The organism is Algihabitans albus (genome assembly GCF_003572205.1).
GTDB classification, from domain to species: domain Bacteria; phylum Pseudomonadota; class Alphaproteobacteria; order Kiloniellales; family DSM-21159; genus Algihabitans; species Algihabitans albus.
This window is the reverse complement of record NZ_QXNY01000004.1, coordinates 354,313-370,824: the sequence shown is the minus strand read 5'-3', so window position 1 is coordinate 370,824 and position 16,512 is coordinate 354,313. Positions and strand designations below refer to the sequence as shown.

12 protein-coding genes are annotated in these 16,512 nt (G+C 64.6%); 5 read left to right on the top strand and 7 right to left on the bottom strand.

What is annotated here, in order from left to right; genetic code table 11:
- Positions 1–348 precede the first annotated feature (348 nt).
- The gene (locus tag DBZ32_RS11830) at positions 349–1,230 is read left to right on the top strand and encodes an ion transporter (protein ID WP_119167352.1); all 882 of its coding nucleotides are present in this window, start codon (positions 349–351) and stop codon (positions 1,228–1,230) included.
- Between the two features lie 33 nt (positions 1,231–1,263).
- Here the strand turns inward: DBZ32_RS11830 and DBZ32_RS11825 are convergent, their stop codons facing one another.
- From DBZ32_RS11825 to ribA, 3 genes are all read right to left on the bottom strand, one after another.
- Positions 1,264–1,782 (bottom strand): L,D-transpeptidase family protein, encoded by a 519-nt coding sequence (locus DBZ32_RS11825; protein WP_119167773.1) that lies wholly within the window; start codon positions 1,780–1,782, stop codon positions 1,264–1,266.
- A 38-nt stretch (positions 1,783–1,820) separates the two neighbouring features.
- Positions 1,821–2,792 carry a hypothetical protein gene (locus tag DBZ32_RS11820; RefSeq protein WP_119167351.1) on the bottom strand — a complete coding sequence of 324 codons (972 nt, stop codon included), beginning with the start codon at positions 2,790–2,792 and terminating at the stop codon, positions 1,821–1,823.
- Positions 2,793–2,906: 114 nt separating this feature from the next.
- A complete protein-coding gene (ribA, locus tag DBZ32_RS11815; protein ID WP_119167350.1) occupies positions 2,907–4,034 on the bottom strand; it encodes a GTP cyclohydrolase II in 1,128 nt (375 codons plus the stop codon).
- Positions 4,035–4,206: 172 nt separating this feature from the next.
- On the opposite strand from ribA, the gene DBZ32_RS11810 reads away from it, so the two are divergent.
- Positions 4,207–5,082 carry an alpha/beta hydrolase gene (locus DBZ32_RS11810; RefSeq protein WP_162906732.1) on the top strand — a complete coding sequence of 292 codons (876 nt, stop codon included), beginning with the start codon at positions 4,207–4,209 and terminating at the stop codon, positions 5,080–5,082.
- Between the two features lie 105 nt (positions 5,083–5,187).
- Positions 5,188–5,883 (top strand): response regulator transcription factor, encoded by a 696-nt coding sequence (locus tag DBZ32_RS11805; RefSeq protein WP_119167348.1) that lies wholly within the window; start codon positions 5,188–5,190, stop codon positions 5,881–5,883.
- A gap of 17 nt (positions 5,884–5,900) precedes the next feature.
- Here DBZ32_RS11805 and dnaJ read toward each other — a convergent pair whose 3' ends face one another.
- Positions 5,901–7,049 (bottom strand): molecular chaperone DnaJ, encoded by a 1,149-nt coding sequence (gene dnaJ, locus DBZ32_RS11800; protein ID WP_119167347.1) that lies wholly within the window; start codon positions 7,047–7,049, stop codon positions 5,901–5,903.
- Positions 7,050–7,209: 160 nt separating this feature from the next.
- Positions 7,210–9,159 (bottom strand): molecular chaperone DnaK, encoded by a 1,950-nt coding sequence (gene dnaK, locus DBZ32_RS11795; protein ID WP_119167346.1) that lies wholly within the window; start codon positions 9,157–9,159, stop codon positions 7,210–7,212.
- Positions 9,160–9,429: 270 nt separating this feature from the next.
- Here dnaK and DBZ32_RS11790 point away from each other — a divergent pair, with 270 nt between their 5' ends.
- Together DBZ32_RS11790 and DBZ32_RS11785 are read left to right on the top strand one after the other, a co-directional pair.
- On the top strand, positions 9,430–9,639 hold the full coding sequence (locus DBZ32_RS11790; RefSeq protein ID WP_119167345.1) for a hypothetical protein: 210 nt from the start codon (positions 9,430–9,432) through the stop codon (positions 9,637–9,639).
- A gap of 14 nt (positions 9,640–9,653) precedes the next feature.
- Complete coding sequence (locus DBZ32_RS11785; RefSeq protein WP_119167344.1) at positions 9,654–10,559, top strand: DUF1848 domain-containing protein; 906 nt, start codon at positions 9,654–9,656, stop codon at positions 10,557–10,559.
- A 12-nt stretch (positions 10,560–10,571) separates the two neighbouring features.
- Here DBZ32_RS11785 and DBZ32_RS11780 read toward each other — a convergent pair whose 3' ends face one another.
- On the bottom strand, positions 10,572–15,467 hold the full coding sequence (locus tag DBZ32_RS11780; protein WP_119167343.1) for an NAD-glutamate dehydrogenase: 4,896 nt from the start codon (positions 15,465–15,467) through the stop codon (positions 10,572–10,574).
- 242 nt (positions 15,468–15,709) lie between these two features.
- Positions 15,710–16,435: a TrmH family RNA methyltransferase gene (locus DBZ32_RS11775; protein ID WP_119167342.1), complete on the bottom strand. Its 726-nt coding sequence runs from the start codon at positions 16,433–16,435 to the stop codon at positions 15,710–15,712.
- Between the last annotated feature and the right edge of the window lie 77 nt (positions 16,436–16,512).

Below are 16,512 nucleotides of genomic sequence, written 5' to 3'. Positions count from 1 at the left end.
CACGGTTTTCAACCTGTGCGAGACGCCAAACCCTGCCCCTGCAAGACGGCCCAACACCCTTAGGATGTATTGGCGCGCGCAGCAAAGTTCAAAGCAAGCCTGGTAACAAAAAGGCGATTGAATTCTACTTTTGTGAGAATTTATGGCGCCGGTGCTTGCCGACTTGGGATCGGCGAAGCGCGCCGGTGGGGGATGGCAGAGACTCGAGCAGGGACGGTCGTCTTTGCTAAACCCGACGCGGCCCCTCGCTGACACGATCGGACAGCCTGCTCGGAAACTGGAACAGCCTCCCCTTGATCCCTTTGTTGCGGCGCGGCATCTAATCGCTTCGGAACAAGGGGAGTGTCGATGGCGGCGCAGGACGAAACGGCTGAGGGCACCAGGCCGGATGATGGCGTACGGCGCATACCGCCACGCCAGGGCGGCTGGCTGGGCTGGCTCCAGGGCCTGATCGAAAGCGCGACCACGCAGAAGGTGATCGCCGCTTTGATCGCGCTCAACGCGGTGACCCTTGGCCTGGAAACCAGCGAGCGGGTGATGGCGGCCGTCGGTGAAGTTCTCATCGTACTCGATCGCACCTTGCTGCTGATCTTCACGATCGAGATCCTGGCCAAGCTCCTCGTCTACCGCACCCGGATCCACAAGGATCCCTGGAATATCTTCGACATTCTCGTCATCGGCATTGCCTGGATGCCGGCGACCGGAAATCTCTCGGTGCTGCGGGCCCTGCGCATTCTGCGTGTGCTGCGCCTGATTTCGGCCGTGCCGTCGATGCGTCGGGTGGTTACGGCGCTTCTGCGGGCGATTCCGGGCATGGGCTCGATCGTGGCGTTGCTTGCGCTCGTCTACTACGTCTTCTCGGTGATGGCGACGAAGCTGTTCGGTGCAGCTTTCCCCGAATGGTTCGGCACCATCGGCGCTTCGGCCTACTCGCTGTTCCAGATCATGACGCTGGAATCCTGGTCGATGGGAATCGTCCGGCCGGTGATGGAGATCTTCCCCTACGCTTGGGCTTTCTTCGTACCTTTCATTCTGGTCACGAGCTTCACCGTCTTGAATCTTTTCATCGGTATCATCGTCGATGCCATGCAGAGTCAGCATCAGTCGGAAGCGGACGAAGCGGCAGCTGCCGAAGACCGGGCCCGGGCCGCCGACAGCGAGCGTATCTTCGAAGAACTCCGTGCCCTGCGCCGCGAGCTGGCCGAGCTCAAGCGAGACAAGGTCGAGTAGAGCAGGTCGCCATGACGCTGCTCGGATCCTGTTCTAGCCGACCACGACGACCCGGTCGCCGAGACGCGCCTGGGCCAGGACCTTCTCGAGATCCGGGCGGGCCAGCGCGACGCAGCCGGCGGTCGGCGGATAGTTCCGCTTGGCGCAATGCAGGAAGATCGCAGAGCCGGCAAAGGGCAGAATCGGTGAGCGATTGTAGCTCAAGACCACCAGAAGGTCGTAAAGCTCGTCCTTCCGCCAAAGCGTCTCGTGGGACGACGCAAAGGGTCGCTGCACCAGGCGATTGTATGCTGTATCGAGCGGTGCATCGCACCAGCCGTCGCTGATCGTGATGGGTTGTGCGGGTACCGCCGTTTCCGGGCGCAGTCCCCGGTCCGGTCGCCAGAACAGCCTTTCGAGCGGCCAGGCGCCGCGCGGAGTAGCCCCATCGCCTTCGCGCTTCGCCAGTGCGGAGATCGCACCACTTCGCCCGATAGCGCAGCGAAACCTCTCGGCACCCCAACGGGCCGTCCAGGGCGCATCGCGGTGATCTTGTTCGACGATTAGGTCCATGAGATCAGCCTGATAGCACGCCGCCGAAGCTCGATCCATTAGCCGCCGGTTGCTGCGCCAGCCTGTTCTTTGCTCAAGGCTTCATACTTGATCAGCGCCTGCATCATCCGATCGGCGAAGTCGGTGTCGCTTGTCGCGCTCGGCATCAACAAGGAGTTGCTCACGGTTGGCGCCTCGGCGGCACTGCCTGGCTGAGGTGTTGGCGCGATGGGCGAGGTCTTGGCAGCGGTCTCAGCCTCCGCCGCCGGTGCCGTGGCCGGTAAGGCCGCGGCGGGCGAAACGGGCGATGTCTGCGGACGCGGTCCGGCGAAGTCTCGGGCAGAGACCGGCATGAAGCTGGCCGGCGTGACTGCTGTCCGGCTGGAAAGCTGCTGAGTCGCGACCGCCGTTGCCTGCGGGTCCGTCGCGCGGTTTTGGGGCTCGGCGGCTGGGCGGGCCGTGGATCGCATGTCGGCAGCCAGTGCGTACAGTGCGGCTTGGCCTGTCAGCAAATCAGGGTCGATTGGCCCGTCGACACCCGTCGGGTCGTCCGCTTTTTGCGGCGAGCTTGCGACTGCTGCCGTGTTCACGCCCGCTTGCGCAGTTGCTTGTTCTTCGAAGGCAGCCGCCGGCTCCGCGGTTGTCTGCTGCGGTTCGGTCTCCGCGAGATCGCTGGCGGGTCGGTTTCCGAGCTCCTGTCCAGTTGCCACGGCCAGGGCCGTTTCAGCCATGTCGCGGCCGGTGGCGTCCTCGAAGATCTGATTGAAGGCTGCGCTGACCAGACCCAGAGGTCCGCCGTACAACCCTCCGCCAATAATGCGAGCGGTTCCGCCGATTTGGTCGCCAGTGAGTTCGCGGTAGATGTTTCCGACGACGGGAAGATGCTGCAGTGGGTTGAGAACGTCGAGCAGGTCGCCGAAGGAAAAGTCGGCCTCGTCGTTCCCGCCGCCGGCACGGCGCGTTTGCGCCGCGGCTTCCTGCAGGTGGCCGACCTTGGGGGCGATGAAGGGATCGTAGTCTGTGGCGCTCATGACACGCCCATAGAAGCAAATGCCGTGCCAGTCAGCAGGAGCAGGAAAGCGTTGAGTTTCGGGACCTGTCCTCGGCATCCTGCCCGGCAATTCCTGCCGATGGGCAGGTGGAGTCTACAGCAGGTGCCCGAATTTGGTGGCCTTGGTTGCGAGGTAGGCCTCATTGTGGCCGTTTGACGGGAAGCTGTGCTGTACCCGCTCCGTCACCGCGATTCCCCAGCGTGCGAGCTGCTCCAGTTTCTCGGGATTGTTGGTCATTAGCCGGACCTGCTGCACGCCCAGTTGACGCAGCATTTCCGCCGCCGGCAGATAGACCCGTTCGTCGGCATCGAAGCCGAGCTGCAGATTGGCCTCGTGCGTATCGGCACCGCGGTCCTGCAAGGTGTAGGCACGCAGTTTGTTGACCAGTCCGATGCCTCGGCCTTCCTGCGCCAGATAGAGCAGCACACCGGAGCCCGCCGCGGCGATCGTCTGGATCGCACCGCGGAGTTGATCGCCGCAGTCGCACCGCAGCGAACCGAGCAGATCTCCCGTAAAGCACTCCGAATGCAGGCGCACCAGAACCGGCTGGCTGGTGTCGAGCCGGCCGATGACGATGGCCAGATGTTCGATCCCCCCGTCTGCAGGACGAAAGGCCAGGATACGCGTATCTTCGGCATCGCTCAGCGGAACCGCCGCTTCGGCCACCTTCGTTAGGGAATGGGCGGCGGCGGTCCGATAGGCCTCGACCTCCTGTGCGGTGACGCTGAGGAAGCCTTTCTTCGCAGCCCAGGCTGCCGGCTCGTCGGTCACCGGAGCTGCCGCCACCAGAACGGCCGGCAGCAAGCGCGCGAGCTTGACCAGTTCGACGGCAGCGACTTCCAGCTCTTCGGCCGGCAACAATGCAGGCGGCGTGGGTGTCACCGGTCGCGCGATTGCCGTCGGATCGGCCAAGGCTGAGATTGTGCCGGCCGAAAGACCGGCGGCCGGCAAACGGACAGGCCCCTCGGCCTCCATTTCCGTCAGGCTCAAGGCCTGGGCCCTCGGGCCGGTCAATACCAAGGCGCGCGCGCCCTCACCGGAACGATCAAGCGCGCGCAGCCGCTCGTCGTTGGCGGCTTCGGCCGCCAAGACCAACAGAGCCGCTCCGTCGCTGCTATGCAGAAGCACCGGCCAACCGCGCCGCAACTCGGAGAGCGCGCGATCGACGTCTTCCAACGTGCCGGGGGCATAGCTTTGACTTGTCGCGTACAGGTCGCTCATGGCAATCGCTTCTGTGGAGGATCGCTAGCCGGGCGGAACGGTGCCGGCAACAACTTAAAGATAGGCTTCCTGCCGCCGCTGGCAAAGCTTATCCCATGACATGATTGGTGACATGCATGGGAGCGGGGGCCTTTCGGCAGCGCGGTCGAGACGGAATGGGAGGCATGAGAGCATGGGCGAGATCGTTTGGCGCCACTACGATCAGGAGCAGGTTAATCAGCAGTTGAACCTCCGTGCGCGTACGCCGGAGCATGCCGATCACTTCGCTCGCTGGGCCGAGGAAGGCCGCCGGGTGCGGGCCGAGTTTCCCGGCGCCAGGCTCGACCTGCAGTATGGATCGACCCCGCCTGAAGCCCTCGACTACTTTCCAGCCGCAACGCCGGACGCCCCTCTGATTGTCTTTATCCATGGTGGCTACTGGCAGTCGCTCGACAAGGCGGACTTCGATTCCTTTGCCTGGGCATGGCGCGAAGCCGGGTTCGCCTACGCCTCTCTGAACTACACTTTGGCGCCGGCTGCGCGGGTTCCGGAAATGGTCCAGCAGGTGCGCCGTGCACTGATCTATCTCTATGAGTCGTCGGAAGGCTTGGGCTTCGACCGCACACGGACTGTCGTGTCGGGCCATTCGGCCGGCGCGCATTTGGCGGTGATGGCCGGAATCACCGACTGGTCGGTGCACGGTCTGCCGACTGATTTTCCGAAGGCCGTGGTGTCGGTCTCGGGCCTCTATGAACTCGAGCTTCTCCTGCACAGTTATCAGCAGCCCGTGCTGCAGATCGATGCCGCTCAGGTGGCGGAGATTTCGCCGCAACGCCTGATCGGGAGCTTGCCGACCGGCTCCGCGCCTGCTCTTCTTTGTGCCGTCGGCTCGACGGAGCCGGAAGAGTTCCAGGAACAGCAGAAGCTGTTCCTGGACGCCTGGACCGCACGGGGCCTCTCCGGCGAAGGTTTGACGCTGGAGGGGGATCATCATTTCAACGTGGTCGAACGTTTGGGTCGGCCAGGCGACCCTCTTTTTGAACGGATGGCTGCTCTGGCCCTCGGATAATAAACGGCCCGAGGTGTCCAGCACGCGATTGTCGTTGCGATCCCAGCTAAAGCGATCCCGCTCTAGCTGGTTGCACAGTTCGTCTTGCGGATTTATTGAGAAGCTATGAGCAACGCCCAAGCGAAGAAGATCCTGCTGGTCGACGACGATGACGCGCTGCGCGACTCGCTGGCCGAACAGCTTCGGCTGCACGAGGAGTTCGTCACTGTCGAAGCTGCCAACGGCCAGGATGGTCTGGAAAAGGCGAAAGCCGAGTACTTCGACGCCATCTTGCTCGACGTCGGGCTACCCGACATGGACGGCCGCGAACTCTGCCGTCTGATGCGCCGGGCTGGGGTCAAGTCGCCGGTGATCATGCTGACGGCCATGGACTCGGACGCCGATACCATTCTCGGCCTGGATTCCGGCGCCAACGACTATGTCAGCAAGCCATTTCGCCTTGGCATTCTCCTAGCCCGCCTGCGCGCCCAACTGCGTCAGCACGAGCAGAGCGAAGATGCCGTCTTCACCATCGGTCCCTACTCCTTCCGCCCGGCCGCCAAGCTGTTGGTTCACGGCGAGAATCAGCAGAAGGTGCGCTTGACGGAAAAGGAGACGGCGATCCTGAAGTACCTCTTCCGGGCCGGCGATAAGACCGTAGGTCGCGATCAGCTGCTCGGCGAGGTCTGGGGCTACAACGCCGGCGTGACGACGCACACGCTCGAAACCCACGTCTACCGCCTGCGCCAGAAGATCGAGGCCGATCCCTCCAACGCGGAAATTCTGGTCACGGAGCCCGGCGGTTATCGCTTGGTGCCGTAAAGCAGACCGCGTCCGCTTCAGTCGGTCAGATCCTCGAAGAATTCCTTCACACGGGCGAAGAAGCCGTGGGACTCGGGATGATGGGTGTCGCCGCTGCCTTCGTGGGTCTCCTGGAATTGCTTGAGCAGCTCTCTCTGGTTCTTGGTGAGATTGCGCGGCACCTCGACGGAGACCTGAATGTAGAGATCGCCCGTCGCTTTTGAGCGCAGGACTGGCATACCCTTGCCGCGCAGTCGGAACTGGGTGCCGGACTGCGTCCCTTCGGGAACCGAGACCTTCGCGCGGGAGCCGTCGATCGCGGGCACTTCGATGGAGCCGCCAAGCGCGGCCGTGGTCATGGGAATCGGCACGCGGCAATAGAGGTTGGCTCCGTCGCGCTGGAAAAACCGATGCGGCGCGACCGAGAGGAAGATGTAGAGGTCTCCGGCCGGGCCACCGCGTCCGCCCGCTTCGCCCTCGCCGGCCAGACGGATGCGCGTACCCTCCTCGACGCCTGCGGGGATATTGACCTGTAGGGTTTTTTCCCGCTGAACCGCGCCGAGTCCGCCGCAAGCCCGACAGGGATCCTCGATGGTCTGGCCGCGGCCCTGGCAGGTCGGGCAGGTCCGCTCGATGGTGAAGAAGCCCTGCTGCGCGCGGATACGCCCGCGTCCCCCGCAGGACGGGCAGTTCGTGGGGCTCGTGCCCGGCTCGGCGCCGGAACCGTCGCAAGCATCGCAAGTGACCGAACTCGGGACGCGGATCGTCGCCTGCTTGCCGCTGTAGGCTTCCTCAAGATCGATTTCGAGATTGTAGCGCAAGTCGGCGCCATGGGCCGGTCCGCTGCGCCGCGCCGCGCCGGAGAACTCCCCGAACATCTCGTCGAAGATATCCGCGAAGCCGCCGAAGTCGAAGCCGCCACGTCCGCCGCCAGCCCCGGCTCCGCCGCCGCCCATGCCGCCCTCGAAGGCCGCATGGCCGAAACGGTCGTAGGCAGCCCGAGACTGCTCGTCCTTGAGTGCCGCGTAGGCCTCAGCCGCTTCCTTGAAGCGATGCTCGGCTTCGCTGTCACCCGGATTGCGGTCCGGGTGGTATTGCATTGCCAGCTTTCGGTAGGCCTTCTTGATGTCCTCGACGGAGGCCTTCCGACCAACCCCCAGCACTTCGTAATAGTCGCGCTTGGCCATGAATTGCCCGATGCCGTAACACTAGTCCGCCAATGGCGCCGCCCGGCTGTGCCGGCGGCGCATGGCGCTCCCCCAAACGTAAGGAGCGGCACCGCGAGATCAGGCAAGCCTGTCCTCCGGTGCCGCTTCTACGCGTGCCTCTAAGGCGCGCCTGCGTGGACTACGCCGACTTGCCCTTTTTGTCGTCGTCGACCTCTTCGAAGTCGGCATCGACGACGCTCTCGTCCTGGGCACCCGCGCTTTCGCCGCCCGGGCCGCTCTCGCTCCCGGCTTCGGACCCCGGACCCGCATCGCCGCCCGGACCCTGCTCGGTCTGGTACATGGCCTGACCGACCTTCATCGAAACCTGGCCGAGCTCGTCGGTCTTGGTTTTGATCGCCTCGACGTCTTCGCCGTCCTTGACGTCCTTCAGCGCGGTCACGGCGCTTTCAGTCTCCGCCTTCAGGTCGGCCGGGATCTTGTCGCCGCCCTCGGACAGAGTCTTCTCGACGGTATGGATCAAACTGTCAGCCGCGTTCCGCGCCTCGACCACTTCGCGCCGCTTCTGGTCGTCCGCGGCGTGGGACTCGGCGTCCTTGACCATGCGGTCGATCTCGTCGTCGGACAGGCCGCCCGAGGCCTGGATGCGAATGGTCTGCTCCTTGCCGGTGGCCTTGTCCTTGGCGCCGACATTCACGATGCCGTTGGCGTCGATGTCGAAGGTCACCTCGATCTGCGGCACGCCGCGCGGCGCCGTCGGAATACCGACCAGATCGAACTGGCCCAGCATCTTGTTGTCCGACGCCATCTCGCGCTCGCCCTGGAAGACGCGAATGGTCACGGCCGTCTGGTTGTCCTCTGCGGTCGAGAAGACCTGGGACTTCTTGGTCGGGATCGTGGTGTTGCGGTCGATCAGCTTCGTCATGACGCCGCCCAGGGTCTCGATGCCCAGCGACAGCGGGGTGACGTCGAGCAGCAGCACGTCCTTGACGTCGCCCTGCAGCACACCGGCCTGGATCGCAGCGCCCATGGCCACGACCTCGTCCGGGTTGACGCCGCGATGCGGCTCGCGCCCGAAGAACTCCTTCACGCGCTCGATCACTTTCGGCATGCGGGTCATGCCGCCGACCAGGATGACGTCGTCGATCTCACCGGCGGAGATGCCGGCATCCTTTAGCGCCGCTTTGCAGGGCTCGATCGTGCGCTGGATCAGCGCGTCGACCAGGGCCTCCAGCTTGGCGCGGCTCAGCTTGATGTTGAGGTGCTTCGGACCGGACTGATCGGCGGTGATGAAGGGCAGGTTGACTTCGGTCTGGGTGGCGCTCGACAGCTCGATCTTCGCCTTCTCGGCGGCCTCCTTGAGGCGCTGCAAGGCCAGCTTGTCCTGGCGCAGGTCGATGCCCTGCTCCTTCTTGAACTCGTCGGCCAGGTAATCGATCACCGTCTGGTCGAAGTCCTCACCGCCCAGGAAGGTGTCGCCGTTGGTCGATTTGACCTCGAAGACTCCGTCGCCGATCTCCAGGACCGAAACGTCGAAGGTACCGCCGCCGAGGTCGTAGACCGCGATCGTTCCGGTCGTCTTCTTGTCCAGCCCGTAGGCCAGCGCGGCCGCCGTCGGTTCGTTGATGATGCGCAGCACTTCGAGGCCGGCGATCTTGCCGGCGTCCTTGGTCGCCTGGCGCTGGGCGTCGTTGAAGTAGGCCGGAACGGTGATGACGGCCTTCTCGACCGTCTCGCCCAGGTAGGTCTCGGCCGACTCCTTCATCTTCTGCAGGATGAAGGCGGAAATCTGGCTGGGAGAATAGTTCTCGCCGCGTGCCTTGACCCAGGCGTCGCCGTTGTCCGCCTTGACGATCTCGTAGGACACCAGATCCATGTCCTTGCGGGTCGTCGGATCCTCGAAACGCCGGCCGATCAGGCGCTTGACAGCGAAGATGCTGTTCTCGGGGTTGGTCACCGCCTGGCGCTTGGCCGGCTGGCCGACCAGCCGCTCGCCGCTCTCGGTGAAGGCGACCATCGAGGGCGTGGTGCGCGCACCCTCCGCGTTCTCGAGCACCTTGGGCTCCTTGCCTTCCATGACGGCGACGCAGGAGTTGGTGGTGCCGAGGTCGATACCGATAACTTTTGCCATGTCTCGCTCTCCGTAAAACAGCAGACCTCATGCGGGCGGCCTTACAAAGCGCCGCCCTTTCGGGTCCCTCGAAGGTTTCGAAAGCATCGGGCCGTTCGCGAGGTTCGGTCAGAAACGAAGTTTCCGGCGCGCTGCGAAAGACCGTCGCGTTTCGGCGGATATATAAGCGGTCGCCGGTGGCCTGCAACCCGGTGCGCGCCGCCGCTTGCGCCCGAACGGCCGTCGCGCCACCTTTGCTGCAGGTAGAGAGTGAGGCAGGGAGCGGCGAAGATGCGGCTAGGCGACGGCGTTTACGTCATGATTCTGGGATTGATGGTGGCCAACGTCATGGTCGGTGCCGTGCTGGCGCTGGTCGGCGAGCAACTGCTTGGCAGCCCGGCTGTCTCGCTGTTCGGAACCTGGCTCGCGGCCGGGGGCGGCCTCGGCTATCTCTTTTTCCGTTGGCTCGGAAGCCGCGAGCAGAAGAAGCGCAGCGGGTAGGTGCTTGAGTCGCCGTGATCGTCTCCGCGAGTTATCGGACCGACATCCCGGCCTTTTATGCCGACTGGTTCCTTCGTCGGCTCGAGATGGGGCATGTGCAGGTCAAGAATCCTTACGGCGGCCCCGATACGCTGGTGCCCCTGCGAGGGCCGGAGTGCGACGGTTTCGTCTTCTGGACCCGCAATCTCGATCCCTTCTGGCCGGCGCTGGCCGAAGTGCGCGCGCGCGCACTGCCCTTCGTGGTGCAGTTCACTCTGACCGGTTATCCCAAGGCCTTGGAGCCGGCGGTGATTTCAGAGACACGGGGCCTCGACCAGCTTCGCAAGCTCGTCGACGACCATGGCGGCCGAACGGCGGTATGGCGCTACGATCCAGTCTTCGCCACGGATTTGACGCCACCGGCCTGGCACCGGGAGACCTTCGCGCGATTGGTCCGCGCGCTCGCCGGCAGCGTCGACGAAGTCGTCCTTTCCTTCGCGCAGATCTACGCCAAGACCAGGCGCAACACGGAGCGGGCGGCGGCTCGCCACGGCTTTGCCTGGCAGGACCCGCCGACCGAGGAAAAGCGAGTCCTCTTGGGTGACTTGGCTGAGATCGCGCGGTCGCGGGGTCTGACACCCAGCCTCTGCAGCCAGCCCGAGCTGCTTACCGACGGCGGCCTCTTCGGCGGGCCGCAGCCGGCGCGCTGCATCGATGCCGGGCGCCTCTCCGACGTGGCCCGTGCCTGGGGTCTGGACGGTGCTATCGCCGCACGCACCAAGGGAAACCGGCCCGGCTGCCTCTGCGCCGAATCGCGCGACATCGGCGCCTACGACACCTGCCCGCACGGCTGCACCTACTGCTATGCCGTCAGGGCCCCGGACAAGGCGAAGGCCTATCGCCGAAGGCACGATCCGCAGGTGGAGCGCCTGGGTGACTGATCGCTGTCGGGTTTAGCCGTCCACCAGGGACTTGAGCTGACGGTTGGCGACGGCGAGCATCGCGAAATCCGGGTTGCCGTTTGCGCGCAGTTCGCCGAGCAGCTGTTCGCTGCGCAGCACTTGAGGCCGTCGGCTCTCTACCCAGCGGTCGATCACCGAAGCGCCGTTGGCTTTCCCGAGTTGCTTAAGGCCGCCGTTGGCCTTGGCGGCATCGAGCACCGACTCGGCAGCTTGGAACTGGGAGGCGTCCAGGTCGTCGACGATTGCCGTGATCGCCAGCTTGTCCCAGGCCGTGTCGTTGGCGAGGTGGCCGCTGGCCCGTCTCAGCCAGTCGAAACCGAAGCGCGCGCCCACCGTGAAATAGACCTGCGCGGTCTCCTCGACCGCGAGGCCGGCGAGGTCCGCGAGACGCACGAGATCGCAGGCGGCATAGCGCAGATACAGGCCGGCGATGGTATCGGCCAGCGCCTTGGGCACGCGGCACTCGCGCAGGCGTTCCGCTTGGTGGGCCAACAGGTGGCGATCGCCTTCCGTCAGGAAGCTCTCCAGTGAACCGCCCAGCGCGGCGACCCCGGGCCGATACCGCGCAACGGCGCTGGCGATGTCCAACGGCTGATTCTCGACACGCAGCATCCAAACCGCAACGCGTTCGGCGAGCCGGCCGGTTTCGATCAACATGCTGGCCTGGATCTCCGCCGGAACCTTATTGTCCAGCGCCTCGATCTGGGCCCAGAGCCCGCTCAGATCGAAGACGTCGCGCGCGACCATGAACGCGCGCACGATCTCTGCCGCCGGATAGCCCGTCTTCTCTCGCACTTCATGGACGAAGCTGATGCCCATGCGGTTGACGGTCTCGTTGGTCGCAAGCGTCGCCGCGATCTCCCGGCGCAGTCGGTGGTCGCGGATGTCGTCGGCGTAGTCCTTGCGCAGAGGTGTCGGGAAGTAGCCCGAAACCTCGGCATCCAAGGCCGGATCGTCGGGTAGATCGGAGTCCAGCAACTCGTCGTAGAGTGCGATCTTCGCATAGGACAAGAGGATGGCGATCTCCGGGCGGGTCAGACCGCGGTTCGCCTTCATTCGCTCCTCGATGGTCTCGTCATCGGGCAGATGCTCCAGCGCCCGATTCAAGCGGCCGGCGCGCTCCAGGCTGCGCATGTAGCGTCCGAGCCGATCGAGCAGATGACCGCCAAGGTCCTGTGTGACGGAAATCGACTGCGTCTGCAGGTAGTTGTCGCGCAGCACGAGCTCGGCGACCTCGTCCGTCATCTTGGCCAACAGCTTGTCGCGCTGTTGGCGGGTCAGCTTGCCGTTCTGCTCCGCCGCGCCCAGCAGGATCTTGATGTTGACCTCGTGGTCCGAGCAGTCGACGCCGGCGGAGTTGTCGATGGAGTCGGTGTTCAGGCGCCCGCCCTTCAGGGCGTACTCGATCCGCGCCGGCTGGGTCATGCCCAGGTTGGCGCCTTCGCCGACCACGCGGCAGCGCAGCTCTTCGCCGTTGATGCGCAGGGCATCGTTGGTGCGGTCGCCGACCTCCAGATTGCTTTCGTCGCTGGCCTTGACGTAGGTGCCGATACCGCCGAACCAGAGCAGCTCGACGTCGCTGGTCAGGATCGCGCGGATCAGCTCGTTCGGTGTCACCTTGTCCTTGGCGAGCCCGAAGAGCGTCTGCATCTCCGGGCTGACGGTCACCGACTTGGCTTTGCGGTCGAACACGCCGCCGCCCTTGGAGATCTTGCGCTTATTGTAATCGTCCCAGGTGCTCCTCGGCAGCGCAAAGAGGCGCTTGCGCTCGGCGAAGGATTTGGCCGGGTCGGGGTCCGGATCGACGAAGACGTGGAGATGATTGAAGGCGGCGACCAGCTTGGTCTGTTTCGACAGGAGCATCCCGTTGCCGAAAACGTCGCCGGACATGTCGCCGACGCCGATCGCCGTGAAGGTCTCGCGCTGGATGTCCTTGCCGACTTCTCTGAAGTGCCGCTTGACCGACTCCCATGCACCTCGGGCCGTGATTCCCATGACCTTGTGGTCGTAGCCGGCCGAGCCGCCGGAGGCGAAGGCGTCGTCGAGCCAGAACCCGTAGTCCTGGCTGACGCCGTTGGCGTAGTCGGAGAAGGTCGCCGTGCCCTTGTCGGCCGCGACGACCAGATAGGGGTCGTCGCCGTCGTGGCGGACGACCTGTCTAGGCGGCACGATCTTGCCGGCCTGGGTATTGTCGGTGATGTCGAGCAGACCGCGAATGAAGGTCTTGTAGGCGGCCACGCCCTCCGCCATGAAGGCCTCTCGCCCCTCCGACGGAGGCGGCAAGCGCTTCGGCACGAAGCCGCCCTTCGAGCCGACTGGAACGATGACCGCGTTCTTGACCTGTTGTGCCTTGACCAGGCCCAGCACCTCGGTGCGGAAATCCTCGCGCCGGTCGGACCAGCGCAGGCCGCCGCGCGCGACGGGTCCAAAACGCAGATGCACGCCTTCGACCTGCGGCGCGTAGACGAAGATTTCCCGGTAGGGTTTCGGTTCGGGCAAGTCTTCAATGGCCCGGCTGTCGAGCTTGAAGGAGATGTAGGGCTTGATCCGCCCGGTATCGTCGGTCTGATAGTAGTTCGTGCGTAGGGTCGCGCTGACGGCGTTGAGGAAGCGCCGCAGAATGCGGTCTTCGTCCAGGTTCGCGACCGCTTCCAGTGCGGTCTCGATCGCCGCGACCAGCGTTTGCTCCGCCTTGGCCAGCTCGGCCGGCTTGCGCCCCTTTCTCCGTGCCGGGTCGAAGCGCGTCTCGAACAGCTCCGCCAGCTTGGCCGCGATCGCCGGGTTTCCGGCCAGCGTTTCCTCCATGTAGCTTTGGCTGAAGGTGATACCGGCTTGGCGCAGATACTTGGCGTAGGCGCGCAGGATACGGATCTCTTGCGCCGTCAGTCCGGCCGCCAGCACCAGACCGTTGAAGCGGTCGCCCTCCATCTTGTCGGTCCAGGTCAGTGCGAAAACCTCGTGGAAGGCATCGCGGACCTCCTCCAGATCGACGCTCTGTCCGGAACCCAGCCGCAGGGAGAAGTCGTGGATCCAGACGGCCATCCCGCCGCCGCCTTCCTTGGTGCCCTTGATGCGAATCTCGTAGGGGACCTCGGAGATCACGCGCAGGCCCATCTGTTCCAGCATGGGCAAGACATCCGACAGCGGAATCGGATGACCGGCGATGTAGAGTTTGAAATGCAGGACGTCGTCGGTCGCGCGATGCGGTCGGTAGAGGTCCAGAGCCAGACCCGCTTCGCCCAGGGTCGTCTCGACCTTGGCCAGGTCGGCGACCGCGTCCTTCGCCACATGCGCTTCCCGGTAGTTGGTCGGAAAGGCACGTTCGTAGCGCCGGAACAGAGCGAGCCCCTCCTGCTCGCCGTGGGCCGACACCAGCGCCGCTTCGAAGGTGTCGGTCCAGGATCGCGCCGCCTCGGCCAGCTGTCGTTCCAAGGCCGCGACCTCGACCTTCGGCACCTGCCCTCGAGTGGTCTTCACGATCACATGCAGGCGGGCCAGCAAGGCGTCGCCCAACTGCGTGGAAAAGGCCGCGATCCGCCCGGCGTAGGCCTCTGCGAGCAGCCCTTGTAGTTTGAGCCGCAAATTTGTGTCGAAGCGGTCGCGCGGCACGTAAACCATGCAGGAGACGAAACGCTCGAAGGGATCGCGCCGAACGAACAGGGCAGTCCGCTGGCGCTCCTGCAGATGCAAGACGCCGAGCGCTGTATCTTGCAGTTCTTCGGTATCGATCTGGAAGAGTTCGTCGCGCGGGTAGGTTTCCAGGATGTGCAGAAGGGCTTTGCCGTCGTGGCTTGCCGGCGAGAAGCCCGCCAGTTGCAGGACCTTGTCGACCTTGCGCTTGAGCTGCGGGATCTCGCGCGGGCTCTGGCTGTAGGCCGCGGAGGTGAAAAGGCCGATAAACAGCCGCTCGCCGCAGATTTTGTTCTTGTTGTCGAACAGCTTGACCGCAATGGCATCGATATGGGCGTCTCGGTGGACCGTTGAGCGCCTGTTGGCCTTGGTGATGCGCAGAAGTTCCGGCGTCTTCACCCAGTCCTGCACGTCCGGCGGCAGCTTGCCCAGGTCGCGCAGGCCGTCGAAGACAGAAAAGTCGACGTTGCGGAGCAGGCCGAGGCCGCTGTCGGGATCGATCTTGGCCAGGGCCCCCTGCCCGCTGCCTTGGAAGCGGTATTCGCGGTAGCCCAGGAAGGTGAAGTGATCGTCGTCCAGCCATTCGAGGAAGCCGATGGCCTCCTCCACCTCTTCTCTGGCCAAGCGTGGGGGGTTGCGATCCAGATCGCGAATCAGATCGCGGCAGCGTTGGCGGATCGACCGCCAGTCCTCGACCGCCAGGCGCACGTCGTTCAGCACGCCCTCCAGAACGGTGGTGATTTCCGCGTGGAGCGACATCGGCTGCTGCTCGATCATCAGCAGCATGCAGGATTCGGCAGCCCCGGCGATCTCCACGTCGCTGGTATCGCCCAACCGCACCAGCTTGCCGGTTTCGTCGCGCTCCATGGGCAGGATCGGATGGATGATCAGGCGTACCTCGATATCGCGCCGATTCATCGCGGCAGTGACGGAGTCCACCAGGAACGGCATATCGTCATTGACGATTTCGACGACCGTATGCGGACAGGACCAGCCGTGGGTCTCGACCGTCGGATTGTAGAGTCGAATCTCTGCGCGGCCGGGCTTGCGCGTCTGCGCGAAGGACCAGACCGACTGGGCGGCACCTGCCAGATTCTCGGGTGTTTGATCGCGCAGGTCGTCCGGCGGCACGTGGGCGAAGAAGAGCTGTAGGAAGCGCTCGGCTGCCGCACCGGCCTCGCCGGTTGTGCCCTGGCGGATCAGTTTCGCTGCCGAGTCGATCAAGTGGACCGTCGTGTCTTCCGCTTGACGTGCCATGGCCGGCTCCCTTCCCCGTCCGGTGTCGCTTCGCGGGCCCGCACCGCTGCTTGCCGCGGCCCGCTTTTCTGCTCGCTGGCCGAGTCTCTCAACTGCTGGAATCCGAGGTGACTCAGATGGCGGGACACTACCCCATCGCCATGTCGAGCGGGAGGGGCTGCCATATAATAAAGCTGACACGGTAAAAGGATCGTCTGCTTCGCGTGTGACTTTATCGCCGGTCCGTCTGCGGACCTTTCGGTTCAGCTGCGCAAGCGCCGGAACTCGGCCATGGCGACCGCCGCCGCGACGCCGGCGTTCAGACTGTCGAGGCCCGGTTGTCCGCCGGGGATCCGCACCAGGGCGTCACAGTATTTGCGGGTCTTGGGCCGCAGTCCCTCGCCCTCGGCGCCGATCACGAAGATCGACTTTTCCGCGAAGGTCGTCTGCGCCAGCGTCGCCGGCGCTTCCCCGTCCAAGCCGTATGCCCAGAAGCCCAGCGTCTTGAGGGCGGTCAGGGTTTGCGAGAGGTTGGTGACGCGGAAAATCTTGACGAATTCAGCGCCACCGACGGCATAGCGCACCACGGTGGGCGAGATATCGACCGAACGGTTGCGCAGGACGGCCACCGCCGGGATCTGGAAGAAGGCGGCCGTGCGCAGCATTGTCGCGAAGTTCTGCGGATTGGACACCTGGTCCAGCAGCAACAGGCAGTCGACCTCGGCCAGCAGGTCCAGATCGCGGTCGCCGTAGATCCGCCGTGGCTTGACGAAGGCGCAGATGCCCTGGTGCTTGTCGTCTTCCGTGAACTCCCCGATCCGCAGGAAGTCCGGCCAAGCCACGAATTCCGGTTTCAGGCCGAGCCGTTCCGCCGCCGCAATGAACTCCGTGTGATAGGCCTCCTTGCCTGCCAGCACCAGGCGCTGCACCTGCCGCGGGCGTTGCAGGAAGACCGCCCGCACGGAGTGCTTACCGAAAATCTTTTCCATGGAATTTCACTGTGGAACTTCACTGTCCGAGCTACCGCGTGCCAGCGAGCTTTGCTTCGCCGCGCGCGGAGACCCAT

What these genes read in the sequence shown, in the direction of transcription:
- DBZ32_RS11825 (WP_119167773.1), bottom strand. Translation starts at nt 1,782, where the DNA reads ATGGACCTAATCGTCGAACAAGATCACCGCGATGCGCCCTGGACGGCC.
- DBZ32_RS11805 (WP_119167348.1), top strand. Translation starts at nt 5,188, where the DNA reads ATGAGCAACGCCCAAGCGAAGAAGATCCTGCTGGTCGACGACGATGAC.
- DBZ32_RS11820 (WP_119167351.1), bottom strand. Translation starts at nt 2,792, where the DNA reads ATGAGCGCCACAGACTACGATCCCTTCATCGCCCCCAAGGTCGGCCAC.
- ribA (WP_119167350.1), bottom strand. Translation starts at nt 4,034, where the DNA reads ATGAGCGACCTGTACGCGACAAGTCAAAGCTATGCCCCCGGCACGTTG.
- DBZ32_RS11830 (WP_119167352.1), top strand. Translation starts at nt 349, where the DNA reads ATGGCGGCGCAGGACGAAACGGCTGAGGGCACCAGGCCGGATGATGGC.
- DBZ32_RS11790 (WP_119167345.1), top strand. Translation starts at nt 9,430, where the DNA reads ATGCGGCTAGGCGACGGCGTTTACGTCATGATTCTGGGATTGATGGTG.
- DBZ32_RS11810 (WP_162906732.1), top strand. Translation starts at nt 4,207, where the DNA reads ATGGGCGAGATCGTTTGGCGCCACTACGATCAGGAGCAGGTTAATCAG.
- DBZ32_RS11780 (WP_119167343.1), bottom strand. Translation starts at nt 15,467, where the DNA reads ATGGCACGTCAAGCGGAAGACACGACGGTCCACTTGATCGACTCGGCA.
- dnaK (WP_119167346.1), bottom strand. Translation starts at nt 9,159, where the DNA reads ATGGCAAAAGTTATCGGTATCGACCTCGGCACCACCAACTCCTGCGTC.
- dnaJ (WP_119167347.1), bottom strand. Translation starts at nt 7,049, where the DNA reads ATGGCCAAGCGCGACTATTACGAAGTGCTGGGGGTTGGTCGGAAGGCC.
- DBZ32_RS11775 (WP_119167342.1), bottom strand. Translation starts at nt 16,435, where the DNA reads ATGGAAAAGATTTTCGGTAAGCACTCCGTGCGGGCGGTCTTCCTGCAA.